19 protein-coding genes are annotated in these 24,786 nt (G+C 70.3%); 7 read left to right on the forward strand and 12 right to left on the reverse strand.

The window, feature by feature from the left end; all coding sequences use genetic code 11:
- Nucleotides 1-32 precede the first annotated feature (32 nt).
- The 9 genes from AB5J56_RS33310 to AB5J56_RS33350 form a co-directional block, all read right to left on the reverse strand.
- Complete coding sequence (locus AB5J56_RS33310) at nucleotides 33-749, reverse strand: ABC transporter ATP-binding protein (protein ID WP_369238125.1); 717 nt, start codon at nucleotides 747-749, stop codon at nucleotides 33-35.
- Nucleotides 746-1,624 carry an ABC transporter ATP-binding protein gene (locus AB5J56_RS33315; protein ID WP_369238127.1) on the reverse strand — a complete coding sequence of 293 codons (879 nt, stop codon included), beginning with the start codon at nucleotides 1,622-1,624 and terminating at the stop codon, nucleotides 746-748. Before AB5J56_RS33315 ends, AB5J56_RS33310 begins: the two co-directional genes overlap by 4 nt.
- 8 nt (nucleotides 1,625-1,632) lie before the next feature.
- Complete coding sequence (locus tag AB5J56_RS33320; protein ID WP_369238129.1) at nucleotides 1,633-3,423, reverse strand: branched-chain amino acid ABC transporter permease; 1,791 nt, start codon at nucleotides 3,421-3,423, stop codon at nucleotides 1,633-1,635.
- Nucleotides 3,424-3,428: 5 nt separating this feature from the next.
- Nucleotides 3,429-4,361, reverse strand: coding sequence for a branched-chain amino acid ABC transporter permease (locus AB5J56_RS33325; protein ID WP_369238131.1), 933 nt, complete (start codon nucleotides 4,359-4,361; stop codon nucleotides 3,429-3,431).
- Between the two features lie 103 nt (nucleotides 4,362-4,464).
- On the reverse strand, nucleotides 4,465-5,691 hold the full coding sequence (locus tag AB5J56_RS33330) for a branched-chain amino acid ABC transporter substrate-binding protein (RefSeq protein WP_369238133.1): 1,227 nt from the start codon (nucleotides 5,689-5,691) through the stop codon (nucleotides 4,465-4,467).
- A 303-nt stretch (nucleotides 5,692-5,994) separates the two neighbouring features.
- Complete coding sequence (locus AB5J56_RS33335; RefSeq protein WP_369238135.1) at nucleotides 5,995-6,675, reverse strand: hypothetical protein; 681 nt, start codon at nucleotides 6,673-6,675, stop codon at nucleotides 5,995-5,997.
- Entirely contained in the window at nucleotides 6,672-7,085 is a 414-nt protein-coding gene (locus tag AB5J56_RS33340; RefSeq protein ID WP_369238137.1) for a hypothetical protein, read from the reverse strand. The genes AB5J56_RS33335 and AB5J56_RS33340 overlap by 4 nt, the downstream gene beginning before the upstream one ends.
- A gap of 66 nt (nucleotides 7,086-7,151) precedes the next feature.
- On the reverse strand, nucleotides 7,152-7,613 hold the full coding sequence (locus tag AB5J56_RS33345) for a PaaI family thioesterase (RefSeq protein ID WP_369238139.1): 462 nt from the start codon (nucleotides 7,611-7,613) through the stop codon (nucleotides 7,152-7,154).
- Nucleotides 7,614-7,699: 86 nt separating this feature from the next.
- The gene (locus AB5J56_RS33350) at nucleotides 7,700-9,991 is read right to left on the reverse strand and encodes an FdhF/YdeP family oxidoreductase (protein WP_369238141.1); all 2,292 of its coding nucleotides are present in this window, start codon (nucleotides 9,989-9,991) and stop codon (nucleotides 7,700-7,702) included.
- A 133-nt stretch (nucleotides 9,992-10,124) separates the two neighbouring features.
- Between AB5J56_RS33350 and polA the strand changes: the two genes are divergently transcribed.
- The gene (gene polA, locus AB5J56_RS33355) at nucleotides 10,125-12,851 is read left to right on the forward strand and encodes a DNA polymerase I (RefSeq protein ID WP_369238143.1); all 2,727 of its coding nucleotides are present in this window, start codon (nucleotides 10,125-10,127) and stop codon (nucleotides 12,849-12,851) included.
- A gap of 170 nt (nucleotides 12,852-13,021) precedes the next feature.
- A complete protein-coding gene (locus tag AB5J56_RS33360) occupies nucleotides 13,022-14,017 on the forward strand; it encodes a serine hydrolase (protein WP_369238145.1) in 996 nt (331 codons plus the stop codon).
- Here the strand turns inward: AB5J56_RS33360 and AB5J56_RS33365 are convergent.
- Nucleotides 13,932-14,798 (reverse strand): DUF4184 family protein, encoded by an 867-nt coding sequence (locus AB5J56_RS33365; RefSeq protein ID WP_369238147.1) that lies wholly within the window; start codon nucleotides 14,796-14,798, stop codon nucleotides 13,932-13,934. The genes AB5J56_RS33360 and AB5J56_RS33365 overlap by 86 nt on opposite strands.
- Nucleotides 14,799-15,079: 281 nt before the next feature.
- Here AB5J56_RS33365 and AB5J56_RS33370 point away from each other — a divergent pair, with 281 nt between their 5' ends.
- The 3 genes from AB5J56_RS33370 to AB5J56_RS33380 all read left to right on the forward strand — a co-directional run bounded on the left by AB5J56_RS33370 (nucleotide 15,080) and on the right by AB5J56_RS33380 (nucleotide 18,156).
- Complete coding sequence (locus tag AB5J56_RS33370) at nucleotides 15,080-16,822, forward strand: lytic transglycosylase domain-containing protein (RefSeq protein ID WP_369238149.1); 1,743 nt, start codon at nucleotides 15,080-15,082, stop codon at nucleotides 16,820-16,822.
- Between the two features lie 150 nt (nucleotides 16,823-16,972).
- Complete coding sequence (locus AB5J56_RS33375; protein ID WP_369238151.1) at nucleotides 16,973-17,107, forward strand: SPW_0924 family protein; 135 nt, start codon at nucleotides 16,973-16,975, stop codon at nucleotides 17,105-17,107.
- A 56-nt stretch (nucleotides 17,108-17,163) separates the two neighbouring features.
- Nucleotides 17,164-18,156, forward strand: a complete 993-nt coding sequence (locus AB5J56_RS33380; RefSeq protein WP_369238153.1) for a DUF3068 domain-containing protein — start codon at nucleotides 17,164-17,166, stop codon at nucleotides 18,154-18,156.
- On the opposite strand, the gene AB5J56_RS33385 is transcribed toward AB5J56_RS33380, so the two are convergent.
- Together AB5J56_RS33385 and AB5J56_RS33390 are read right to left on the reverse strand one after the other, a co-directional pair.
- Nucleotides 18,146-20,794, reverse strand: a complete 2,649-nt coding sequence (locus tag AB5J56_RS33385; protein WP_369238155.1) for an ATP-dependent RNA helicase — start codon at nucleotides 20,792-20,794, stop codon at nucleotides 18,146-18,148. The genes AB5J56_RS33380 and AB5J56_RS33385 overlap by 11 nt on opposite strands.
- A 45-nt stretch (nucleotides 20,795-20,839) precedes the next feature.
- On the reverse strand, nucleotides 20,840-21,652 hold the full coding sequence (locus AB5J56_RS33390; protein WP_369242954.1) for a class I SAM-dependent methyltransferase: 813 nt from the start codon (nucleotides 21,650-21,652) through the stop codon (nucleotides 20,840-20,842).
- Between the two features lie 368 nt (nucleotides 21,653-22,020).
- On the opposite strand from AB5J56_RS33390, the gene rpsA reads away from it, so the two are divergent.
- A complete protein-coding gene (rpsA, locus tag AB5J56_RS33395; protein WP_369238157.1) occupies nucleotides 22,021-23,526 on the forward strand; it encodes a 30S ribosomal protein S1 in 1,506 nt (501 codons plus the stop codon).
- A gap of 259 nt (nucleotides 23,527-23,785) precedes the next feature.
- Complete coding sequence (locus AB5J56_RS33400; RefSeq protein WP_369238159.1) at nucleotides 23,786-24,724, forward strand: PAC2 family protein; 939 nt, start codon at nucleotides 23,786-23,788, stop codon at nucleotides 24,722-24,724.
- Nucleotides 24,725-24,786: the final 62 nt, after the last annotated feature.

Consider the following 24,786-nt stretch of genomic DNA (forward strand, 5'->3'; position numbering starts at 1 on the left):
GCCTCGTACGGCGACGGCGGTGCTGAGGGGTGTCAGTCCTCGCCGAGGTATGCCTTCCGCACGGATTCGTCGTGCAGGAGGTGCTGTCCGGTGCCGGAGAGGACGATGCTGCCGACCTCCATGACGTGTCCTTGGTCGGCGAGGGAGAGGGCCGCCTGGGCGTTCTGCTCGACGAGCAGAATCGTTGTTCCGGAGGCCTTGAGCTCGGCGATGGTGGACATGATCTTCTGCATCATGATCGGCGAGAGGCCCATGGAGGGTTCGTCGAGCATGAGCAGTTTGGGCTGGGACATGAGGGCGCGGCCCATGGCGAGCATCTGCTGTTCGCCGCCGGAGAGGGTGCCTGCGGCCTGCTTGCGGCGCTCTCCCAGGATGGGGAAGAGTTCGTAGGCGCGCTGGATGTCCTTCTCGATGCCTGCCTTGTCCTTGCGGAGGAACGCTCCGAGCTGGAGGTTCTCGGCGATGGTGAGGCGGGGGAAGATGTGCCGGCCTTCGGGGGAGTGGGCGAGTCCGAGGGCGACGATCTTGTGGGCGGGTACGTGGGCGAGGGGTTGGCCGTCGAAGACGATCCGGCCGGAGGTGGGCTTGAGGAGGCCGGAGAGGGTGCGCAGGGTGGTGGTCTTGCCGGCGCCGTTGGTGCCGATGAGGGTGACGACCTGGCCTGCTTCGACGCTGAAGGAGATGCCCTTGACGGCTTCGATCTTGCCGTAGGAGACCCTGAGGTCCTCGACCTCGAGCAGTGCGGTCACTGGGTGTCTCCCTTGGTGCTGGTGCTGCCGGGGGTGTCGGCGCCGGTTTCGGCCGCTTCCACTTCCGTGATCTCGGCGTCTCCGGGGGCGCCTTCGAAGGGTTCGCCGAGGTAGGCGGCGACGACGCGTTCGTCGGCCTGTACGACGTCGGAGGTGCCTTCGACGAGTTTCTCGCCCTGGACGAGGACGGCGACGCGGTCGCAGAGGTTGAAGATGAACCGCATGTCGTGCTCGATGACGAGGACGGCGATGCCCTTGTCGCGGATGGCGAAGACCAGTTCTTCGGTGGCCCTGGTCTCCTGCGGGTTCATGCCGGCTGTGGGCTCGTCGAGGAGCAGCAGGCCCGGCTCGCTGGCCAGTGCCCTGGCGATCTCGAGCTTGCGCTGTTCGCCGTAGGGGAGGTTTCGGGCGAGGTGGTCGCGCTTGTCTTCGAGGCCGATGAACTCGAGGAGTTCCATGGCGCGCTCTTCGGAGGCCTTTTCGGCCTTCTTGAAGCCGGGTCCGCGCAGGAGGGCGGACCAGAGGCCTTCCTTGGTGCGGGTGTGGCGGCCGACGAGGACGTTTTCCAGGACGGTCATGTTGGCGAAGAGCCGGATGTTCTGGAAGGTGCGGGCCATGCCGGCTTTGGTGACCAGGTGGGGTTTGGCCGGGAGGACGTTGCCCTGGTAGCGGACGGTGCCCTCGGTGGGGATGTAGAGGCCGGTGAGGCAGTTGAAGAAGGTGGTCTTGCCGGCGCCGTTGGGGCCGATGAGGCCGACGATCTCGCCGCTGTTGACGGTGAAGTCGACGCTGCGTACGGCGGTGAGGCCGCCGAATCGCATGGTGACGCCGGAGGCTTCGAGAACGGGGGTGCCGGTGGTGGTGTTCGTGGTCATTTCGGTTCTCACGCCCCTGCCTTGGAGACGCCGACCGTGCCTGGGGGGAGCGTGTCGTCGGGTACGGCGAGTTGGTCGGTCTCGTGGTATTCGAGCTGCTGCCGCTTGTTGGCGATGATTCCTTCGGGGCGGAAGCGCATGAGGAGGACGAGCGCGATGCCGAAGAAGAGGAGCTGGTAGTCGTTGAGGAACTGCAGCTTGGTGGGGATGACGTAGAGCAGGGTGGCGCCGACGAGGGGGCCGGTGATGGTTCCCATGCCGCCGAGGATGACGGCGGCGAGGAGGAACGCGGAGCTCGGCGGGACGGGGCCTGCGAAGACGTACATCTCCGGGACGACGGTGTGCTGGACGTGTGCCTGCACGGTGCCGGCGAGGCCGGCGAGGGTGGCGCCGAGGGCGAAGGCGATGAGCTTGACGCGGAAGCCGTTGATGCCCATGGCGGTGGCGGCGGTCTCGTCCTCGCGGATGGCGACCCAGGCGCGGCCGATGCGGGAGTTTCCGGCGCGGGCGAAGACGGTGACGACGATGGCGGTGACGAAGAGCATCAGCCAGAAGTAGTTGGCGTAGGAGCCGAGGGTGAATCCGGCGATGGTGTGCTCGGCGCCGAAGTCGTATCCGAAGATGACGAGGTCGGGGATGTTGGGGATGCCGTTGGGGCCGTTGGTGATGTTGGGCCCGGAGGTGCCGTCGAGGTTGCCCATGGCGATGCGGAAGATTTCTCCGAAGCCGAGGGTGACGATGGCGAGGTAGTCGCCGCGCAGCCGCAGGGTGGGGGCGCCGATGAGGACGCCGAAGATGAGCGATGCGGCGGCGCCGGTGAGGGCGGCGGCCCAGAAGGGGAACTTGACGTCGAAGGCGGACGCGGTGCTGCCGGAGACGAGGGCCGCGGTGTAGGCGCCGACGCCGAGGAAGGCGACGTATCCGAGGTCGAGGAGTCCGGCGAGGCCGACGACGACGTTGAGGCCGAGGGCGACGGTGGCGAAGATCAGGATGCTGACGGCGAGGAGGGTGAACTCGTCGGTGTCCTGGGTGAAGGGGAAGGCCGCGGCGGCTGCGAAGGCGGCGCCGATGGTGACCTGGCGGTGCTTGGCGGTGAGGGCGCTCAGGCGGGTGGTGAGACCGGCGCGGGCGATGGCTCCGAAGGCGAAGCCGGTGATGATGAGGAAGCCGACGAAGAGTTCGCCGTAGGGGGTTTGGATGCCGTAGGCGGAGACGAAGAGGCCGAGGGCGAAGACGGCGATGATGATGCCGATCTCGGCCCAGGAGTTGAGTTCCTTGGGCTTCTTCAGGCGGCCGTGGGCGGTGCCGAAGATCGGGGCGGTGGCCCGGGCGAAGCGGCTGCTGGTGGGGTCGGTGTCCCGGGGGAGGGGGAGTCCGAGGGCGGCGAGCAGGGCGATGAGCGATGCTGCGGCCGCGATGAAGCCACCGGGGTCGAGGTTGACGATGCCGCCGAGTTCGGTGGCGATGGCGATGACGGTGTACCAGGTGGTGGCGAAGGTGCCGAGCGCCATGAGGAGCACGGCGGTGTTGGTGCCGGCCGGGTTGAGCCAGCCGAGGCCGCGTACTCCGAAGCCTGCGAGGGCGTAGAGGAGGGTGAGGGCCGCGCCGACGAGCGTGAGGACCTGGAGGCCGCCGGGGTAGCCGGTGACGGTGAGGTCGCCGGGGAATTCGGTGGTGTAGGTCCAGGAGAGGAAGGTGCTCGCGAGGGTGGCTGCTGCTCCGACGGCGAGGGTGAGGCGGGCGCCTGCTTCGGGGAGCGGGATGACCGGGGTGGTCTCGTGGGTTTCGGTGGTGGTCATCGTTATCACGCTCGATCCGCGACGCGTTCGCCGAGCAGGCCTTGTGGCCTGACCAGGAGGACGACGATGAGCAGGACGAAGGCCCAGACGTTGGCCCAGGCGCCGCCGCCGAGCTTGTCCATTCCGGGGATGTCCTGGATGTACGTGATGGAGAGGGCTTCGGCGAGGCCGAGGACGATGCCGCCGAGCATGGCGCCGTAGATGTTGCCGATGCCGCCGAGGACGGCCGCGGTGAAGGCCTTGAGGCCGGCGATGAAGCCCATCTCGTAGTTGATCTGGCCGTACTTGAGGCCGTAGGAGACGGCGGCGATGGCGGCGAACGCGGCACCGATGGCGAAGGCCATGACGATGATGCGGTCGGTGTTGACGCCCATGAGCTTGGCCGTGTCGGGGTCCTGCGAGGTGGCCTGCATGGCGCGGCCGGCGCGGCTCTTGGAGACGAAGACGCCGAGCATGAGCATGCAGAGGGGGGCGGCGACGAGGAGGAAGACGTCGGCGCGCTGGAGCTGCAGGTTGTCGGTGATCTTGAAGGCGTCGCCCTGGAATTCGGGGAAGCTGCGGGCCTTCTTGGCGTCGGGGTAGAAGCCCCAGACGATCTGCTGCAGGGCGATGGAGAGGCCGATTGCGGTGATCAGCGGGGCCAGGCGTGGCGCGGTGCGCAGTGGCCGGTAGGCGAATCTCTCGGCGGCGGTGGCGACGGCCACCGAGGCGATGACGCCGCCGATGATCATGAGCGGGATGGCGAGGACCAGCGAGGTGCCGCTGGGGAGCCAGATGTAGATGGTGAGGGCTCCGAAGCCCCCGATCATGTAGATCTCGCCGTGGGCGAAGTTGATGAGCTGGACGATCCCGTAAACCATGGTGTAGCCGATGGCGATGAGGCCATACAGGGCACCGAGGGTCAGGCCGTTGGCCAGCGTTTGCGGCAGTTCGTGCACCGCAGGGCCTCCGATGAGCGTGTCGGATATGACTCCGCGCGAGGGCGCTGTTTGCGCCCTCGCGCGGTGGGGTTCAGGTGGTGCGGGGCTGGCGGGGTGCGGGTCAGTCCTTGAAGGTGGCGCTCTTCACGGACTTCCAGGCACCGTTCTCGACCTTGTAGACGGTGAGCTGCTTGTTCGTGGTGTCACCGTACTGGTCGAAGGCGACCTTGCCGGTGACGCCGTCGAAGGAGACGCTGCTCATGGCCTTGGTGATCTTGGCGCGGGCGTCGCTGGGGAGCTTGCCGCCGTTGTCGGAGACGACGGACTTGACGGCCTGGATGATGGCCCAGGCGGCGTCGTAGGAGTAGCCGCCGTAGGCCGCGTACGGGTCCTTGTAGCCGGCTGCCTTGTAGTCGGCGATGAAGGTCTTGGCGGTGTCGAGCTGCTCGACGGGGTAGCCGACGGAGGTGGCGAGGTCACCGTCGTTGGCGACGCCGGAGGCGGAGATGAAGGCGGGGTCGTAGATGCCGTCGCCACCCATGGTGGGGATCTTCGCTCCGGCCTTCTTGATCTGGTCGGAGATGAGGCCGCCCTCGGGGTACTGGCCACCGAAGTAGACGGAGTCGGCGCCGGAGGTCTTGACCTTGTCGGCGGTGGAGGAGAAGTCGGTCTCCTTCACGGTGATGTGGTCGGTGCCGACGACCTTGCCGCCGAGGCGCTTGAACTCCTGCGAGAAGATCGCGGCGAGGCCGGCGCCGTAGGTCTGCTTGTCGTCGATGACGAAGACCTTCCGCTTCTTCGCGTCGTTGTAGTAGTACTGCGCGGCGAAGCGGCCCTGGATGACGTCCGTGGTGGCGGTACGGAAGTAGGTGTCGAAGGGGCGCTTGAGGTCGCCCTTGCCCCAGTTGTCGCCCTGGGTGAGTGCCGGGTTGGTGTTGGCCGGGGAGACCTCGGTCAGGTGGGCCTTGGCGAAGTCGCTCTGCATGGACTGGGCGACGCCGGAGTTCAGCGGGCCCACGACACCGAGGACGGTCTTGTCGGAGGTGAGCGCGAGGGCGTTCTGGTGGCCGGTGGCGGGCACGGCCTGGTCGTCCTTGGCGACGACCTTGAAGGTCACGCCGTCGACTTCCTTGTTCTTGTTGGCCGTCTTGGCGGCGAGGTCCACGGAGTTCTTGATGCCCTGGCCGAGGGCGGAGAGCGAACCGGTGAGCGGTGCGTCGACGCCGATGACGACGGTGGTGCCCGAGTCCTTGCTGGAGTTGTCCTTGTCGCGCGATCCGCATGCGGTCAGCGTGAGGGCACCAGTGGTGATCACGGTGGTGAGGATGAGCAAAGAACGGTTTCGCACGGTCAATCCTTTCCCAGGCGCGGCTCCCTCTGCTGAGGTGCCGTTGTGCTCGCCGGGGTCGGCTCGGATCGATGGTGAGTCGGATCCGGCGGCGCGCCCCGTGGCACAGTGACTGGCCGTGACTTTAGGTCCAGCCGTGGAGTGGGGGACCAGTGAAGGTCAGGATGTGACGCTCTTGTTATGTCATCGGACCAAACCGGGCGGCGTCGGGCGGGGCACATCGGACTTTCCGGTTGCGGTGGAGTGACCGCATGCTGAGAATGCCCAGTTCCGTTCGGTCACGCAGGGGCTTTGTGCCCGCAGTCACATACAGATTGCTCGGAGTGACGAGGAAAGATCCTGTGCGTAGTCGGCGCCGAGGATGTAGCTCGGGTTCTGGGTTCCGCGCATGTTACGCAACGTTACGTTCAGGAAAGGAAGTTCGACGCCCTGTGGGAGTCCTGTGCAGTGTCGGACGGCCACGTGGAGGGTGAGGGTGCGGGGTGTGCCGGTGCGCAGGGTGAGGGGTGTGGTGGGGCTGATGCTCATGGCCAGGCCGTCGTAGGGCTGTGCCAGGTGGCTGAGGGTGGTGGGCGGTCCGGCGGCGAGAGTGGCCCGCAGGCGGAAGGTGAAGCTGTGGGTGCGGGGGTCGGGCGGCTCGCGCAGGCCGGTGTACGTGAGCTGGGTGACGCTGAGCGGCCAGGGCGGGGGCACGGTGGGCCGGCCGTCGTGGAGGGGGACGGCGAGGAGGGTGGTCGTCAGGGCGGCGGCGAGGGCGAGGACGGCGAGGAGGCGTGAACGGGCCCTTGGTGAAGGGGAGTTGGGGCGGGGAATCCGCCTGCCGGACTTCGGGGCCGGATAGCGGGATCCTTCGACGGGGCTGAATTCCCGGGCTGGGCCGGCTCCCTGGCGTGGGGCGGCTCCCTCGCGCGGGCCGGATGCCTCGCTCGGGTCGAATGCGTCGAACGGGCCGGATTCCTCGACGGGGCCGATGCCGCTGGTCATGTCGGCGGGCGCCAGTTCTCCGAGCTCCAGGTGGCGCCGTTCTCCTCGGTGCACCGCTGCTTGGCCTGGCGGTCTATCAACTTCTTTGCGGAGGGCAGGCCGTGGCGCTTCTGCTCGGCACGGGCGTTCTTGATGATCAGGTCCATGATCTCGTACTGCTGGTTGGACAGGCCCTTCTGCTCCCAGTCGAGGCCGGCCCATTTCCCGCCGGTGAGGGTCTGCTCGGCCCAGTATGAGATCAGCTTGGTGCAGGCGGCGACGGGCGAGGTGTCGTCCGGGGAAGGGGTGGCCTGTCCGGAGGTGGAGCCGGCGGAGCAGCCCGCGCCGAGGGTGACGGCGAGGGCTCCGGCGGCGAGGGCGCGGACGCCCGGGAAGGCGCGCGGGGCGCGTCCGGGAACGGTTGTCCTCATGCCTTGACGCTAGGACGGGGGTTGTCCGCCGACAACCCTCCGGTCCGCGCCCTCCGGGGGCATGCCCTAACTGGTCGGTGCGTCCCGCAGCAGGCAGGTCAGGCGGGCGGTGCACACGCGCTTGCCGTCCTCGTCGGAGATGACGATCTCGTACGTCGCCGTGGAGCGCCCGCGGTGGACGGGGGTGGCCACGCCGGTGACCAGGCCGGAGCGGGCTCCGCGGTGGTGGGTGCAGTTCAGGTCGACGCCGACGGCGAGCTTGGTGCTGCCGCCGTGGAGCATGGAGCCGACGGAGCCGAGGGTCTCGGCGAGGACGGCGGAGGCGCCGCCGTGCAGCAGGCCGTAGGGCTGGGTGTTGCCCTCGACGGGCATGGTGCCGACGACGCGGTCGGCGGAGGCCTCGACGATCTCGACGCCCATGCGGGTGCCGAGGTGGCCCGCGGAGAACAGCGCCTGAAGGTCGACGCCGAGCGCCGCGTACTCGTCGATGACCTCTTGCGGGAACTTCACGTGCTGCTGCTCACCCATCGGGCCCGGCTCCGTTCGTCGCGACGCTTCGTCGTGGATCACGCTGGTGGTCGTGGATCACTCTGGCTCACTGGCTGAGCAAACGCTCAGTCGGTGGCCGATTGTTCCAGACGCACCACGACGGACTTGCTGGCCGGGGTGTTGCTGGTGTCCGCGGTGGCGTCCAGCGGGATCAGGACGTTGGTCTCCGGGTAGTACGCGGCGGCGCAGCCGCGGGCGGTGGGGTAGTGCACGACGCGGAAGCCGGGGGCGCGGCGCTCCACGCCGTCCCGCCACTCGCTGACGAGGTCGACGTAGGAGCCGTCGGCGACGTTCAGGGCGCGGGCGTCGTCGGGGTTGACCAGGACGACCCGGCGGCCGTTCTTGATGCCGCGGTAGCGGTCGTCGAGGCCGTAGATGGTGGTGTTGTACTGGTCGTGCGAGCGCAGCGTCTGCAGCAGCAGGCGGCCTTCGGGCAGCGCGGGGTATTCGACGGGGGCGGCGGTGAAGTTGGCCTTGCCGGTGGCGGTGGGGAAGCGGCGCTCGTCGCGGGGGGCGTGCGGGAGGGCGAAGCCGCCGGGGCGACCAGCAGAGCCAGTCACGCGCGCGTTGAAGTTCTCGAAGCCGGGGATCACGCGCGCGATGCGGTCGCGGATGGTCGCGTAGTCCTTCTCGAACTCCTCCCAGGGCGTACGGCTGCTGTCGCCGAGGACGCGGCGGGCGAGGCGGGCGACGATGGCCGGCTCGGACAGCAGGTGGGCGCCGGCGGGCTCCAGGCGGCCGCGTGAGGCGTGCACCATGCCCATGGAGTCCTCGACGGTCACGAACTGTTCGCCGCTGCCCTGGAGGTCGCGCTCGGTGCGGCCGAGGGTGGGCAGGATCAGGGCGCGGGAGCCGGTGATGGCGTGCGAGCGGTTGAGTTTCGTCGACACGTGCACGGTGAGGCGGGCGCGCCGCATCGCGGCTTCGGTGACCTCGGTGTCGGGGGAGGCGGCCACGAAGTTGCCGCCCATGGCGAAGAAGACCTTCGCGTCGCCGTCGCGCAGGGCGCGGATGGCGCGTACGACGTCGTAGCCGTGCTCGCGCGGGGGTGCGAAGCCGAACTCCTTCTCCAGGGCGTCCAGGAAGGCGGGGGCGGGGCGCTCGAAGATGCCCATGGTGCGGTCGCCCTGCACGTTCGAGTGGCCGCGCACCGGGCACACGCCCGCGCCGGGGCGGCCGATGTTGCCGCGCAGCAGCAGGAAGTTGACGACCTCGCGGATGGTGGGCACCGCGTGCTTGTGCTGGGTCAGACCCATCGCCCAGCACACGATGGTGCGCTTCGAGGCGAGGACCATCTTCAGCGCCTCGTCGATCTCGCCGCGGCCGAGGCCGGTCGCGGTGAGCGTCTCGTCCCAGTCGGCGGCGCGGGCGGCGGCCGCGAACTCCTCGTAGCCGTGGGTGTGTTCGTCGATGAACGCCTGGTCGGTGGCGCCTTCGGTCTCCAGGATGAGCTTGTTGAGGAGGCGGAAGAGGGCCTGGTCGCCGCCGAGGCGGATCTGCAGGAACAGGTCGGTGAGGGCGGCGCCCTTGAACATGCCCTGGGGGGTCTGCGGGTTCTTGAAGCGCTCCATGCCCGCTTCGGGCAGCGGGTTGACCGTGATGATCTGCGCGCCGCCCGCCTTGGCCTGCTCCAGCGCGGAGAGCATCCGGGGGTGGTTCGTGCCGGGGTTCTGCCCGGCGACGATGATCAGGTCCGCCTTGTAGAGGTCCTCCAGCAGGACGCTGCCCTTGCCGACGCCGATCGTCTCGCCCAGAGCGGACCCGGACGATTCGTGGCACATGTTCGAGCAGTCCGGCAGGTTGTTCGTGCCGAGCTCGCGGGCGAACAGCTGGTAGAGGAAGGCGGCTTCGTTGCTGGTGCGCCCGGAGGTGTAGAAGAGCGCCTCGTCGGGGCTCGCGAGCGCGGCGATCTCCTCGGCGACGATGTCGAAGGCCCGCTCCCAGGGCACCGGCTCGTAGTGGTCGGCGCCCTCCGCCAGGTACATGGGATGGGTGAGGCGGCCCTGCTGGCCCAGCCAGTAGCCGCTGCGGGTGGCGAGGTCGGCCACCGAGTGCTCGGCGAAGAAGTCCGGGGTGACCCGGCGCAGGGTGGCCTCCTCGGCGACCGCCTTCGCGCCGTTCTCGCAGAACTCGGCCGTGTGCCGGTGTTCCGGCTCGGGCCAGGCGCAGCCCGGGCAGTCGAAGCCGTCCTTCTGGTTGACGCGCAGCAGGGTGAGCGCGGTGCGGCGCACGCCCATCTGCTGCTGGGCGATGCGCAGCGTGTGGCCGATGGCGGGCAGTCCGGCCGCCGCGTGCTTCGGCTCGGAGACCTGCGGCGCGTCCTGAACCGGATCGCCCTGGGGCGGCTTGCTGGCCATCGCGCTGTCTCCTTCGCCGAGCACCATGATGTACGTCGATGTACGTCTTCGATCCTCGCACGTGCCGGTGACAGCGGCCGTGGGCGGCCCTGAACGGCCCGCGCTGTCAGTGGCACGTGGCAGGATCGGGGACGTGGCAGAGACAGGATCGAAGAAGACCGAGAAAACCGCAGGTGCGGGTCGTCCGCGGCTGATGCTCATGGACGGGCACTCGCTGGCGTACCGCGCGTTCTTCGCGCTGCCCGCGGAGAACTTCACCACCGCGACGGGCCAGCCGACGAACGCGATCTATGGTTTCGCCTCGATGCTGGCGAACACGCTGCGCGACGAGGCGCCCACGCACTTCGCGGTGGCGTTCGACGTCTCGCGCAAGACGTGGCGCTCCGAGGAGTTCACCGAGTACAAGGCGAACAGATCGAAGACCCCGGACGAGTTCAAGGGGCAGGTCGAGCTGATCGGTGAGCTGCTGGACGCGATGCATGCCGAGCGGTTCGCGGTGGACGGCTTCGAGGCCGACGACATCATCGCCACGCTCGCCACGCAGGCCGAGGCGGAGGGCTTCGAGGTCCTCATCGTCACCGGCGACCGGGACTCCTTCCAGCTGGTCTCCGAGCACACGACGGTGCTGTACCCGACGAAGGGCGTCTCGGAGCTGACCCGGTTCACTCCGGAGAAGGTCTTCGAGAAGTACGGGCTGACGCCGGCGCAGTACCCCGACTTCGCGGCGCTGCGCGGCGACCCGTCCGACAACCTGCCGGGCATCCCCGGTGTCGGTGAGAAGACCGCCGCGAAGTGGATCAACCAGTTCGGTTCGTTCGCGGAGCTGGTCGAGCGCGTCGACGAGGTCAAGGGCAAGGCCGGGCAGAATCTGCGCGACCACCTGGAGGCGGTGCAGCTCAACCGCCGTCTCACGGAGATGGTGCGCGACGTCGAACTGCCGAGGACGGTCACGGACCTGGAGCGCGCCGCGTACGACCGCACGGCCGTCGCGATGGTCCTGGACACCCTGGAGATCCGCAATCCCTCGCTGCGGGAGCGGCTGCTGGCCGTCGACCCGGGCGGCGAGGAGGCGGGCGCCGCGGAGCCGGCCCTGCCGGGCGTCGCGCTGGACGGGACGGTGCTGGGCGCGGGCGAGCTGAAGCCGTGGCTCGCCGAGCACGGCACGGCGGTCCTCGGCCTCGCCACGGTGGACACCTGGTCGCTCGGTACGGGGTCCGTGGCCGAGGTCGCGCTCGCCGCGGGCGGGGGAGCGGCCGCCTGGTTCGACCCGACGGGGCTGGACGAGTCCGACGAGAACGCGTTCGCCACCTGGCTCGCCGACCCGGCCGCCGCCAAGGTGCTGCACAACGCCAAGGGCGCCATGCGGGTCTTCGCCGAGCACGGCTGGACCATCGAGGGCGTCACCATGGACACCGCGCTCGCCGCCTACCTGGTCAAGCCGGGCCGCCGCTCCTTCGCACTGGACGCGCTGTCGCTGGAGTACCTGGGGCGCGAGCTGGAGCCCGCCGCCGCGGCCGACGGGCAGCTTGCCTTCGGTACGGACGAGCAGGCCGAGGCCGACGCGCTGATGGTGCAGGCCCGCGCGATCCTCGACCTGGGCGAGGCGTTCGGGGAGAAGCTCCAGGAGGTCGGCGCCGCGGATCTGCTGCGCGACATGGAACTGCCCACCTCCGCGCTGCTCGCCCGCATGGAGCGGCACGGCATCGCCGCGGACCGGGCCCATCTGGAGGCCATGGAGCAGATGTTCGCGGCCGCCGTGCAGCAGGCCGTGAAGGAGGCCCACGCGTCCGTGGGCCACGAGTTCAACCTCGGCTCGCCCAAGCAGCTCCAGGAGGTCTTCTTCGGCGAGCTGGACCTGCCCAAGACGAAGAAGACCAAGACCGGCTACACGACGGACGCGGACGCGCTGGCCTGGCTGGCCACGCAGACCGACCATGAGCTGCCGGTCATCATGCTCCGCCACCGCGAGCAGGCGAAGCTGCGCGTGACCGTCGAGGGCCTGATCAAGACGATCGCCACGGACGGCCGCATCCACACCACGTTCAACCAGACCGTCGCCGCGACGGGCCGTCTCTCCTCCACCGACCCGAACCTGCAGAACATCCCGGTCCGCACGGACGAGGGCCGTGCGATCCGCCGCGGGTTCGTCGTCGGCGAGGGCTTCGAGTCCCTCATGACCGCCGACTACAGCCAGATCGAACTGCGGGTGATGGCCCACCTCTCCGAGGACGAGGGCCTCCTGGAGGCGTTCACGTCCGGCGAGGACCTGCACACCACGGTCGCCTCCCAGGTGTTCTCCGTGGAGCGGTCCGCCGTCGACGCGGAGATGCGCCGCAAGATCAAGGCGATGTCGTACGGCCTGGCGTACGGGCTGTCGGCGTTCGGCCTCTCCCAGCAGCTGAACATCGACGCGGGCGAGGCCCGCGGTCTGATGGACACCTACTTCGAGCGCTTCGGAGGGGTACGCGACTATCTGCGCCGCGTCGTCGACGAGGCCCGCGCCACGGGCTACACGGAGACCCTCTTCGGCCGCCGCCGCTACCTCCCCGACCTCAACAGCGACAACCGTCAGCGCCGCGAGATGGCCGAGCGCATGGCCCTCAACGCCCCCATCCAGGGCACCGCCGCCGACATCGTCAAGATCGCCATGCTGAACGTGGGCCGCGCCCTGGAGAAGGCGGACCTCAAGTCCCGCATGCTCCTCCAGGTCCACGACGAAATCGTCCTGGAGATCGCCCCCGGCGAACGCGACGAGACCGAAGCCCTCGTCCGCCGCGAGATGGCCGACGCCGTCCACCTCCGAGCCCCCCTCGACGTCTCCGTCGGAGCGGGCCCGGACTGGGAGTCGGCAGCGCACTAGCCTCCGGCGGGGCAGACGGCAGGGGCCCGGCACCGGGAGTGCCGGGCCCTTCCGCGTACCTCCACCGTGGTCCTTGCCTCCTTGCCTCCTGCCCCCTGTCCCGCAGGCCTCGTCACCCGCGTGGACCTTGCGGGAGCGCCGGTCGCGTGGGGCGCCGTAAGGATGCGGGCATGGGCATACGCATAGGCATGCTTCACCGCCGTACGGCTGTGGTCGCCGCGGCTGTCGTGTCGGCGCTGATCGCGCCGGGGGCCGCCGTCGCTGTGGGGGCGAGTACCGCTCAGCTGCCGGTTGCCTGTAGTTCGAGTCGGGATCCGGCTCTCGCCGCCCGGATGTCCCGTGACATCCGGGCGGCGCTGTCGTCCCGGCAGGGCACCGTCTCGCTGGCGGTGCACGACGACGACACCGGGCTGACGTGCGCCCTCGCGGGCACGCGCCAGTACGACTCGGCGAGCATCGTCAAGGTCATGATCATGGAGGCGGTCCTGCGCAGGGCCGAACAGCTGGGGCGGGGGCTCACGAGGTGGGAGCTGGCCAATATCCGCCCCATGATCACCAGGTCGGACAACACGGCCGCCCGGCGGCTGTGGACCAACCTCGGCCACGTGAGCCTGGCCCGCTTCCTGACCCGCGCAGGTACCAGCGGCACCGCACTGGGTCCGGGCGGCTACTGGGGCCTGACCCGCACCACGGCCGCCGACCAGCTGCGGCTGCTCGACGTGCTCACCCGCACCGGCTCATTCCTGAGAGCCACGAGCCGCGCCTACGGCCTGAAGCTGCTGAACCAGGTCCGCAGCGACCAGCGCTGGGGCGTGCCCGCCGGGATGCCGCGCGATCTGAGGGCCCATGTGAAGAACGGCTGGCTGCCCCGGTCCACGCACGGCTGGCGTGTGCACAGCGTCGGCGCGTTCACGGGCCCCCACCGCACGTACCGCATCGTCGTCCTGTCGCACGACAATCCGACGATGGCGTACGGGGTCCGCACCATCGAGCGCATCGCGCAGGCGGTCCACCGCGGCCTGAACCGCGGCGCCGACCACGGCCGCGGCACCGCCCGGGGCCTCACCCCGGAGCACGAGATCAGCGAGAAGCCGGACGGCTCGGCTCCGTACTGGCCCCCGCCCGGCCGGCCGGAACCGGAACCGGGCTCGGGCGCCACACCCTGACCCCCACGCCGTACAGGACCAGCCCCAGCACCAGACCTGCCCCGGCGCCGAAACACAGCGTCGGGATCAACTCCCACAGCTTCGCGTCGGATCCCCAGTAGTCCCACCAGCGCGAGGCCCGCTGCACCGCGCCCACCGCCGCGCAGCCCCCGATCACGGCTCCCGCCAACCATCGGTCGGAAACGGACAGTTCGGGCACTCTGGTCGGCCCCTGCGGCTCCGCCGGCATCCGGCGCAGCGCGAGCACCAGGAAGACCGCGATCACCACCGCCGCCACCGCCGAACCGCCGTACTGCAAGTACCAGTACAACGGTGAGCCCGCGACCTCCCGCCCCAGTACGGGAAACACTCGCATCCCCCACCGGTCGAGATGAGTGAACGCGTCCCACACGACATGGGTCAGCGCGCCGAGCGCAGCGGAGACGTACCACCATGCCGCGAGCGACGGACGCAGGTGTTCGCGTGCCGCGCCGCAGCGCAACAGCCCCGCGGGGCGCCCCTGTCGAGCCCGCGGCAGCAGCGCCACCAGTGGCTCGCGCAGCACCAGCCACAGGCCCACGAGCACCCAGGCGACGAGTACGTCGAGGGTGAAGACGCCGGCGAAGGAGTGTGTGAAGTCGCCGAACTCCATCGCTCCCGGCAGCACACTCGCCAGGTAATAGGTCATGTCGGGAGAGAACGAACCGGCGACGAGAACCGCGGGCACCAGCCGGCCCCGGCCGCTTCCGTCGCCGCGCACGGCGGGCAGCACGGCCGCCGCATGGCTGAGAGTGAAGGGCAAGTCGGCTCCCGGCGACGGACGTTGACCGGGCCCGCGGGCCCGGCGATCACAGAGGCCCAGTATGCGGGACGCGGAAGGGGGCACTGAGAAACCCCGTCAGGGCCGCGCCGTGGCCGCCCCGCACAACCGAACATGGCCAACCGGTGAAAACCGGGCGCGGACGGGTGCCCGGGCAACGGAAGTTGTCGTAGGGTCACCTGGGTCACCGTGCTGGGGAGCACGGTCGAACAGAAGAAGAACGCGCGAAGCGCGGGTGGTCGTCCACGGGAGGGGTTCACTCAATGGCGGCGCATTTCGGCAGGAGGCTGCGCAAGGGTGCGGCTACCACCGCCGTGGCCGCGGCAGCGGTCGCGGCACTGTCCGCGTCCCAGGCCCCGGGAGTGACGACCGACGACCAGGCCAGACAGACCACCGGCGCCCAGCCCACGCCCGACGTTCAGGACGACGGCACCGCGACGGGCAACTCGCGCTACTACACGGACCTTCCGCCGCTGCAGAGCCCCAACCCGGAGCCCAGTCCGGGCGGCACCGGCCCGATCGGTACGGGCGAGGCCGAGGCGGGTATCCCCGCGACCGTCCTGGACGCCTACAAGAAGGCCGAGGCGGCCCTGCGCGAGTCGAAGCCGGGCTGCAACCTGCCCTGGCAACTGCTCGCCGCCATCGGCAAGGTGGAGTCGGGCCAGGCCCGCGGCGGCCGCGTCGACGCGAGCGGGACGACGTACTCGCCGATCCTCGGCCCCAAGCTCGACGGCAACGGGTTCGCGCTCATATCCGACACCGACAACGGTGCCTACGACGGCGACAGCGGCTACGACCGCGCGGTCGGACCGATGCAGTTCATCCCCTCCACCTGGGCGTGGGCGGGCCGCGACGGCAACGGCGACGGCAAGAAGGACCCCAACAACGTCTACGACGCGGCCCTCGCCGCCGGCCACTACCTGTGCCGCGCAGGCCACGACATGTCGGTCCAGGCGCAGATGAACGCCTCGATCCTCAGCTACAACAACTCGACGGCCTACCTCAACACCGTCCTGTCGTGGCTGGAGTACTACCGCAAGGGCACCCACGAGGTTCCCGACGGCACGGGCTCGCTGCCCTCGCACAGCAGCGACGACTCCTCCGGGGCCGGCCCGAGCCCGTCCCCCTCGCCCTCCACGCCGGCCACGCCCAAGCCGGACACCACGAAGCCGAAGCCGAAGCCCACCTCGCCGAAGCCGACCCCGTCCACCCCGGGCGGCGGCTCGCCCAGTCCCTCCCCCAGCCCGACGCCGCCCACGCCGACGCCGCCCACGCCGACGCCGCCCACGCCCACCCCGACGCCGCCCACGCCCACCGAGACGGTGGACCACCTGGCGGACGCGGGCACCGGCAAGCTCACCGCGACGGCCGGCGACACCTTCACCGAGAAGGTCACCGTCCAGCCGGAGACCAAGTCCGACAAGGCCGTCGCGAAGGTGCGCATCCGCTTCGCGATCGTCGGCGACACGGACGCCACCTTCGTCGGCGGGGAGAAGTACGCCACCCTCGTCACCAACAACGCCGGCACGGCCACCGCACCCGCGGTCGTGGCGGGCGAGACGACCGGCGACTTCACCGTCCGCGCCACCGTCGTGGGCCGCGTCCTGCCCGGCCTCGACTACACGGCGACCGTCACCCCGCGCCAGGCCGACACCCTCGCCCGCACCAGCGACACCGAACTGACCTGCGTGCCGGGCGGCGAGTTCGCCGACCAGGTCGAGGTGAAGGCGACGTACCGGGGTGCCGTCGCCGACGGGGTCGGTGCCACCGCGACGCTCGTCAAGTCGCTCCTCGACCCCACGGAGAACGACAAGGGCCCCTACTTCAAGGACGCGGACGGCAAGCCGGTCCGCACCCTGAAGGACCTCAAGACCGACGCCGACGGCCTGCTCAAGCTGCCGAAGCTGTACGCCGACGACACGACCGGCACCTTCCTGCTCCGCATCAACACCACGGGCGGCGCCACGCTGACCGTCGAGCTGAAGGTGGCGGCCGCCGCCTCGTAGGACCTCTCGACCTCGGCGCCCCTCCGTTTTCCGCGGAGGGGCGCCTTCGTTGTGTGTGCAACGTGTTCTCATCTCGCCCCGCCGTTGCTACCGTGCCGAACCTGACGACCTATCAGATGAGTCGGACGAATCCGTTCCGGGAGGCCCCGCATGCGCGCACTCATCGCCGCCGCGACCGGTCTCGCGCTGGCACTCGCCCTGGTGCTCACCCTCACCGCCCTGGGCTCGCCGGCCGGCACGACCTCACCGAAGCCGCTGCTCACCACGGTCCCCAAGCATCCGTAACGCACGTACGGGCCCGTGGTCGGGGCCGTACCGGCACGCACAGGGAGGACGCCGAGATGCGCCGCAAGGCCAGCCTCATCCTGCTCGCCCTCGCCGTGTTCTTCGCGGCGCTGTCCCCGCTGCTGCGCTGGTACGCCTTCCCGCGGCTGGCCAAGATCCCGGCCGGCCAGTACCAGGACATGGTCCTGGAGGCGAAGAACGCCACCCTCATCGACTACGGCACGATGAAGGCGAGGACCGTCCCCAAGATCACCGTCGTGCAGACCCTCAAGGGCAACGTCGAGGCCTCCGAGAAGATCGAGAAGACCGCGGGCCGGGACGTGGTGGTCTGGGACTCCCTCTCCTACGTCCAGGGCCCCGACGGCAAGATGATCTCCAAGATCCCCGAGCGCTACATCTTCGACGCCCACAGCCAGGACCCCGTGCACGCCACCGGCGAGATGGTCGACGGCGACCCGGTACGCCGGGACGGCATCGAGTTCAAGTGGCCCTTCCTCACCGAGAAACGCGACTACGAGTACTTCGACGCGCAGACCCGCAGCACCGCCCCCATCCACTACAAGGGCACCCAGGACTTCCGCGGCCTGAAGGTCTACTACTTCGAGCAGACCATCCCCTGGACCAAGGTCCACTTCCCCCGGACCATGCCGGTCAAGGGCATCACCCGGGACTCGCTCGCCAAGACCGGCACCGCCATGTGGTACACCACCGTCCGCAAGTTCTGGGTCGAACCGGTCACCGGAGCGCCCGTCTACGGCGAGGAGATCCACAAGGAGGAGCTGCGCGGCGGCACCCTCCTGGGCGACCGCGACAAGGTCACGGCGTTCGCCGGGCACGTGAAGATGCGCGAGGACTACATCGAGCACACCGTCGCCCTGGTCAAGTCCAACCGCACCATGATCCTGCTGATGACGTCGTACCTGCCCTGGGGCTTCCTGATCCTCGGCGCAGGGCTCCTCTCGCTCTCCCTCTACCTGGAGGCGCGCAGCCGCCGCCCCGGCGACCCGGCGCCCGCCGAGGCCGCCGACCCCGAACCGGTCAGCGCCTGAGCCGCGCGTTGGTGTGCCGGGTCGGCTCGGCGGCCGCCGGGTCCTCGGGCCAGGGGTGCTTGGGGTAGCGGCCGCGCAGTTCGGCCCGTACGGCCTTGTAGCCGTCCTTCCAGAACGACGCCAGGTCGGCGGTGACGGCGGCGGGCCGCCCGGCGGGGGACAGGAGATGGACGAGCACGGGCACACCGGCCACCCGGGGAGTCTGGGCCAGCCCGAACATCTCCTGGAGCTTCACCGCGAGCACGGGACGCTCGGGATCGTCGTAGTCGATCCGGATCCTGGACCCGCTCGGCACCTCGATCCGCTCCGGCGCGAGCTCGTCGAGCCGCGCGGCGTCCCCGGAGGCCCACGGCAGCAGCCGGTTCAGCGCCTGCCCGGCGTCGATCCGCCCCAGATCGGCACGTCGGCGGGCCCGGCTCAGCTCCGGCTCCAACCACTCGTCCACGCGCGCGTGGAGGGCGTTTTCGGACACGTCGGGCCACGGCTCGCCCAGGTGCAGCCGCAGGAAGGCCAGCCGCTGCCGCAGCGTCTCGTTGTCCCGGCTCCACCGCAGCAGGGCCAGCCCCTCCTCCCGCAGCCCTTCAAGAAGAGCCTCCCGTACGAGTCCGGGGTCGGCGTTCCTGAGCGGCCGCACCGCCAGCTCCACCGCCCCCAGCCGCTCCACCCGCCGCGCGACCACGTCCCCGCCGCCCCAGTGCACCTCGTCGCCCTCCCCGTGCAGCGCCCCGGCGGCCCGCCGCGCGGTCCCCTCGTCCACCACCGCCCCCAGCCGCACCCGCGCGTGCCCCGCCCCCACGGGCCGATCGGCCACGGCGACAGCGAGCCAGGCCGCTCCCCGCAGCCCCGACCCGTCGGCGACCTCGGCCCGGGTCCCGGACACCATCAGATAGGAGCCCCCCTGCGCCCGCGCGACCCGCTCGGGGAAGGCGAGGGCGGCGACGAGGGCGGCGGCGCGGTCGTCGCCGGTGGCTGCGGGCGGGCCCGCGGCGGGCGTCGGGGAGCCTGAGGCGCCGTTCGCGTGCTGCTGCGCCGCGGCGAGGGGCCCGGGAGCCGGCGCCCTCTCGTCCAGGGAGCGGCTTGCCGAGGGTGCTTCGGCGTCCGCCGCCCGGCGGGATCGGTCCCGTGCCGAAGGCGCGGGCGCAGCCGCTGCCCGCAGGCGTCTCACCTCCGTGCGCCAGCGGGCCGCGTACGCGTCGCCGCCGCGCCGGGCGGTGCGCCAGGCTGCGGCGAGGTCGTCGCCGTACTCCCGGGGTGGCTCCTCGCTCAGCAGGGCGACCACCTCGGCGGCCCGGTCGGCGCCCACCTCGGGAGCGGCGTCCAGGAGGGCGCGGGCGAGCCGGGGGTGCAGGCCGAGGCGGGCCATCCGTACGCCGCGCCCGGTGGCCCGGCCCGCCGCGTCGACCGCGCCCACCGCCGTGAGGACGGACCGCGCCGCGGCCATCGCGCCGCCCGGCGGCGGATCCAGCAGGGCCAGCCCGGAGGCGTCGGGATCGCCCCAGCAGGCCGCCTGGAGGGCGAACGCCGTCAGGTCGGCCACCTTGATCTCGGGGGCGGGGAAACGCGTCAGACGGGCGTCCTCCGCCTCCTCCCAGCACCGGTACACCGCACCCGGCGCCTCCCGCCCGGCCCGCCCCGCGCGCTGGCGCCCCGCCGCTTGCGAGGCCCGTACCGTCGTCAGCGCGCTCAGCCCGCGCGCGTGGTCCACCCGCGGCTCCCGCGCGAGCCCCGAGTCGACGACCACCCGCACACCAGGAACCGTCAGCGACGACTCGGCCACGGCGGTGGCGAGCACCACCCGGCGCCGTACGCCCCCGGAAAGCACCGCGTCCTGCACGGCCGCCGGGGCCCGCCCGTGCACCTGAAGCACCTCGACCTCGCCGAGGCCCCCGAGCTGCCCGGCGACCCGGGAGATCTCCCCGACTCCGGGCAGAAAGCACAGGACATCCCCCTCGCGCTCGGCCAGCGCCCGCCGCACCACCGACGCCACATGCGTCAGCAGCGCCGGGTCGACGCGCATGCCGTGCGGTGGGCGCACGGGCCGCGCGGGCGGCGCCCACACCACCTCGACGGGATGCGAGACGCCCTGCGCCTCGACGACTGGGGCGTCGCCCAGCAGCCGCGCCCATCCGTCGGCGTCGGTGGTCGCGGAGGCGGCCACCAGCCGCAGCTCGGGACGGAGCGCGGCCCGTACGTCGAGGAGGAACGCGGCGACGGTGTCCGCGTCCAGATGCCGTTCGTGGCACTCGTCGAGCACCACCACGTCCACGCCCGCCAGCTCCTGGTCGCGCTGGAGCCGCTGCAGCAGCACCCCGGTCGTGACGACCTCCACGCGCGCGCGTGGCCCCACCACCCGCTCCCCGCGCACGGTGTACCCGACGCTCTCGCCGACCTTCTCCCCGAGCAGCCACGCCATCCGCCGCGCCGCGGCCCGCGCCGCGATCCGCCGCGGCTCGGCGACCACGACCCGGCGCGCGGGCCCCTCGCCGACCAGACCGGCAAGGACCAGCGGCACGAGCGTCGTCTTACCGGTGCCGGGCGGCGCGACGAGCACGGCGGCACCGTGCGCCTCCAGGGCGTCGTGCAGACCGGGCAGGGCGCCGCGCACGGGCAGCAGGTCCAGGGCGTCGTAACGGATCACCCGCCCAGTGTCGTACGCGGACGGACGGGCCCGACCCTCAGCGGCTCAGTCCCGTTCGCACACGAAGATCGCCGTACCCGGGATCAGGTTGCCGCGCAGCGGGGACCAGCCGCCCCATTCCTGGGTGTTCCAGGCGGGCCACTCCGGCTCGACGATGTCGACCAGCCGGAAGCCGCCGGCCACGACATCGCGCACCCGGTCGCCGACCGTCCTGTGGTGCTCCACGTACACCGCGCGTCCCTCCTCGTCCTGCTCGACGTAGGGCGTGCGGTCGAAGTACGAGGCGGCCACCGACAGTCCCTCGGGGCCCGGCTCGTCCGGGAAGGCCCAGCGGATCGGATGCGTCACCGAGAAGACGAAGCGGCCGCCCGGACGCAGGACCCGGTGCACCTCGCGCAGGACACGTACCGGATCGGCGACGAAGGGCAGCGCGCCGTACGCCGAGCACGCGAGGTCGAAGGAGCCGTCCGCGAAGGGCAGGGCGCCCGCGTCGGCCTCCACCAGGGGCACGGTGCCGCCGATCCGCAGCGCGTGCTGGAGCTGGCGATGGGAGAGGTCCAGGGCCACCGGACGCGCCCCCTGCCCGGCCAGCCAGCGCGAACACTGGGCGGCGCCGGCGCCGATCTCCAGGACGTCCTTGTCCTTCAGGTCCTCCGGCGGGCCGAGCAGCTCGGCCTCCACCTCGTCGAGTCCCTCCGGGCACCACACGAAACGGTCGTCACCGAGGAACGTGCCGTGCTCGATCTGGTACTCGTCCGCGTTCCTGTCCCACCAGCCTCGGTTGGCCCGGGAACTTTCGGTGACGTCGGCCGAGCGGCGGGTGGCTTCGGGCTCGAACGCTTCGGGCTCTTGGATGATCGGCTCCCTCGTCGTACTCTTCCGTCCAACCCCGTTCCGGTAGGTGTCACGGAAGGGGTTCCCCAGGCGCGCTTGGCCTCGGGAGACAGTTCTTGTGCCGGGTATGCGGTGTTCCGCCCCGGGTGTGCGCCTTCGCGCATTGACCCTGCCCGGCTGCCCCCGTATGCTACAAGTTGCGCTGCGAGCCTGCGCACCTCAGACGTAGCAGGCTGCGCTCGCATCTGTATGTATGTCCCCTCGGTTGTTGAGGCGCCCCCGGGAAACCGGGTGGGGCGCTTCCTTGGCTGTCCGGCCTTCTGCAGAGCGAAACGGGCTCCCGGCGTAAGCAGTACCTACGACTCTCTGTCCGTACCGGAGCCCTTTCCCACATGACGAGCAGCACCGAGACCACCGCCACCACCCCGCAGGTTGCGGTCAACGACATCGGTAACGAGGAAGCTTTCCTCGCCGCTATCGACGAGACGATCAAGTACTTCAACGATGGTGACATCGTCGACGGCGTCATCGTCAAGGTTGACCGGGACGAGGTTCTCCTCGACATCGGTTACAAGACCGAAGGTGTCATCCCGAGCCGCGAGCTCTCGATCAAGCACGACGTCGACCCCAATGAGGTCGTCGCCGTCGGTGACGAGATCGAAGCCCTTGTTCTCCAGAAGGAGGACAAGGAAGGCCGCCTGATCCTCTCGAAGAAGCGCGCCCAGTACGAGCGCGCCTGGGGCACCATCGAGAAGATCAAGGAAGAGGACGGCATCGTCACCGGCACCGTCATCGAGGTCGTCAAGGGTGGTCTCATCCTCGACATCGGCCTCCGTGGCTTCCTGCCGGCCTCCCTTGTCGAGATGCGCCGCGTCCGCGACCTCCAGCCCTACGTGGGCAAGGAGCTCGAGGCGAAGATCATCGAGCTGGACAAGAACCGCAACAACGTGGTCCTGTCCCGCCGTGCCTGGCTGGAGCAGACCCAGTCCGAGGTTCGCCAGACGTTCCTCACGACCCTCCAGAAGGGTCAGGTCCGCTCCGGCGTCGTCTCCTCGATCGTCAACTTCGGTGCCTTCGTGGACCTGGGTGGCGTCGACGGTCTGGTTCACGTCTCCGAGCTGTCCTGGAAGCACATCGACCACCCCTCCGAGGTTGTCGAGGTCGGTCAGGAAGTCACCGTCGAGGTCCTCGACGTCGACATGGACCGCGAGCGTGTCTCCCTGTCGCTGAAGGCGACGCAGGAAGACCCGTGGCAGCAGTTCGCCCGGACGCACCAGATCGGTCAGGTCGTCCCGGGTAAGGTCACGAAGCTCGTTCCGTTCGGTGCGTTCGTCCGCGTGGACGAGGGCATCGAGGGTCTGGTCCACATCTCCGAGCTGGCCGAGCGCCACGTGGAGATCCCGGAGCAGGTCGTCCAGGTCAACGACGAGATCTTCGTCAAGGTCATCGACATCGACCTCGAGCGCCGCCGCATCAGCCTCTCGCTGAAGCAGGCCAACGAGTCCTTCGGTGCCGACCCGGCCTCGGTCGAGTTCGACCCGACGCTGTACGGCATGGCCGCGTCGTACGACGACCAGGGCAACTACATCTACCCCGAGGGCTTCGACCCCGAGACCAACGACTGGCTCGAGGGCTTCGAGACCCAGCGCGAGGCTTGGGAGGGCCAGTACGCCGAGGCGCAGCAGCGCTTCGAGCAGCACCAGGCTCAGGTCATCAAGTCCCGCGAGGCCGACGCTCAGGCCGAGGCCGAGGGTGCCAGCACCTCCACCGCGGCTCCGGCCGCGTCCGGTGGCGGCGGCGGTTCGTACTCCTCGGAGTCGGACGACAACTCCGGCGCCCTGGCGTCGGACGAGGCCCTGGCTGCGCTCCGCGAGAAGCTCGCCGGCGGCCAGAGCTAATAGCTTGCGCCGGCATTAGCCGATAGAGGGGCCGCACCTTTCGAGGTGCGGCCCCTCTTGGGTTTTCCGCCCCCAGGGCGGTGACCGTCCTCCACGCGCGCGTGCTGTCGTCTGTCGTCCCAGGCATGCTCCGGCGCGGCTTCAAGTGGCTGAAAATCGCCGAGAAGTCGGTAAGAGGCTGGCCTGCGGGAGCGCGGGCCGGGAATGCCCGCGCTGCCGGTCACGTTGTGCAGTACGAACACGAGGAGGAGCGGTCACTGTGCTTGATCCGCAGGGTTTGTACGCATGGGAGCCGAAAGGCCTGGCAGTCGTCGACATGGCGCTCGCGCAGGAGTCGGCCGGTCTTGTCATGCTCTACCACTTCGACGGATACATCGACGCGGGTGAGACCGGCGACCAGATCGTCGACCGGCTGCTCGACTCGCTGCCCCACCAGGTCGTGGCCCGCTTCGACCACGACCGGCTCGTGGACTACCGCGCCCGGCGCCCGCTGCTGACATTCAAGCGCGACCGCTGGACCGAGTACGAGGAGCCCACCCTCGACGTGCGGCTCGTCCAGGACGCCACCGGTGCGCCCTTCCTGCTGCTCTCCGGCCCCGAGCCGGACGTCGAGTGGGAGCGCTTCGCCGCCGCCGTCCAGCAGATCGTGGAGCGGCTCGGCGTGCGCCTGTCCGTGAACTTCCACGGCATCCCCATGGGCGTCCCGCACACCCGCCCGGTCGGCCTGACCCCGCACGGCAACCGCACCGACCTCGTCCCGGGCCACCGCAGCCCCTTCGACGAGGCGCAGGTCCCCGGCAGCGCCGAGTCCCTCGTCGAGTACCGCCTCATGGAGGCCGGATTCGACGTCCTGGGCGTCGCCGCGCACGTACCGCACTACATCGCACGCTCTCCGTATCCGGACGCCGCACTGACCGTCCTGGAGTCGATCACAGCCGCCACGGGCCTGGTGCTCCCCGGCATCGCGCACTCCCTGCGCACCGAGGCACACCGCACCCAGACGGAGATCGACCGGCAGATCCAGGAGGGTGACGAGGAGCTGGTCGCCCTGGTCCAGGGTCTTGAGCACCAGTTCGACGCCGCCGCGGGCGCCGAGTCCCGGGGCAACATGCTCGCCGAACCCGTCGACATCCCGTCGGCGGACGAGATCGGCCTCGAATTCGAGCGGTTCCTCGCGGAGCGCGAGGGCGACGGCTGACTTCGGGGGCTGCCCCTTCGGGGCCTGCGGGGTCGCTGTCAGAGGCAGGGCCTAAGCTTCCG

This window comes from Streptomyces sp. R21 (assembly GCF_041051975.1).
Taxonomy (GTDB): Bacteria; Actinomycetota; Actinomycetes; order Streptomycetales; family Streptomycetaceae; genus Streptomyces.

Excerpts from the sequence above, each read along its gene's own strand:
- AB5J56_RS33335 (WP_369238135.1), bottom strand. The coding sequence starts at position 6,675 with ATGACCAGCGGCATCGGCCCCGTCGAGGAATCCGGCCCGTTCGACGCA.
- AB5J56_RS33350 (WP_369238141.1), bottom strand. The coding sequence starts at position 9,991 with ATGGCCAGCAAGCCGCCCCAGGGCGATCCGGTTCAGGACGCGCCGCAG.
- AB5J56_RS33370 (WP_369238149.1), top strand. The coding sequence starts at position 15,080 with ATGGCGGCGCATTTCGGCAGGAGGCTGCGCAAGGGTGCGGCTACCACC.
- rpsA (WP_369238157.1), top strand. The coding sequence starts at position 22,021 with ATGACGAGCAGCACCGAGACCACCGCCACCACCCCGCAGGTTGCGGTC.
- AB5J56_RS33315 (WP_369238127.1), bottom strand. The coding sequence starts at position 1,624 with ATGACCACGAACACCACCACCGGCACCCCCGTTCTCGAAGCCTCCGGC.
- AB5J56_RS33360 (WP_369238145.1), top strand. The coding sequence starts at position 13,022 with ATGGGCATACGCATAGGCATGCTTCACCGCCGTACGGCTGTGGTCGCC.
- AB5J56_RS33320 (WP_369238129.1), bottom strand. The coding sequence starts at position 3,423 with ATGACCACCACCGAAACCCACGAGACCACCCCGGTCATCCCGCTCCCC.
- AB5J56_RS33375 (WP_369238151.1), top strand. The coding sequence starts at position 16,973 with ATGCGCGCACTCATCGCCGCCGCGACCGGTCTCGCGCTGGCACTCGCC.
- AB5J56_RS33380 (WP_369238153.1), top strand. The coding sequence starts at position 17,164 with ATGCGCCGCAAGGCCAGCCTCATCCTGCTCGCCCTCGCCGTGTTCTTC.
- AB5J56_RS33340 (WP_369238137.1), bottom strand. The coding sequence starts at position 7,085 with ATGAGGACAACCGTTCCCGGACGCGCCCCGCGCGCCTTCCCGGGCGTC.
- AB5J56_RS33345 (WP_369238139.1), bottom strand. The coding sequence starts at position 7,613 with ATGGGTGAGCAGCAGCACGTGAAGTTCCCGCAAGAGGTCATCGACGAG.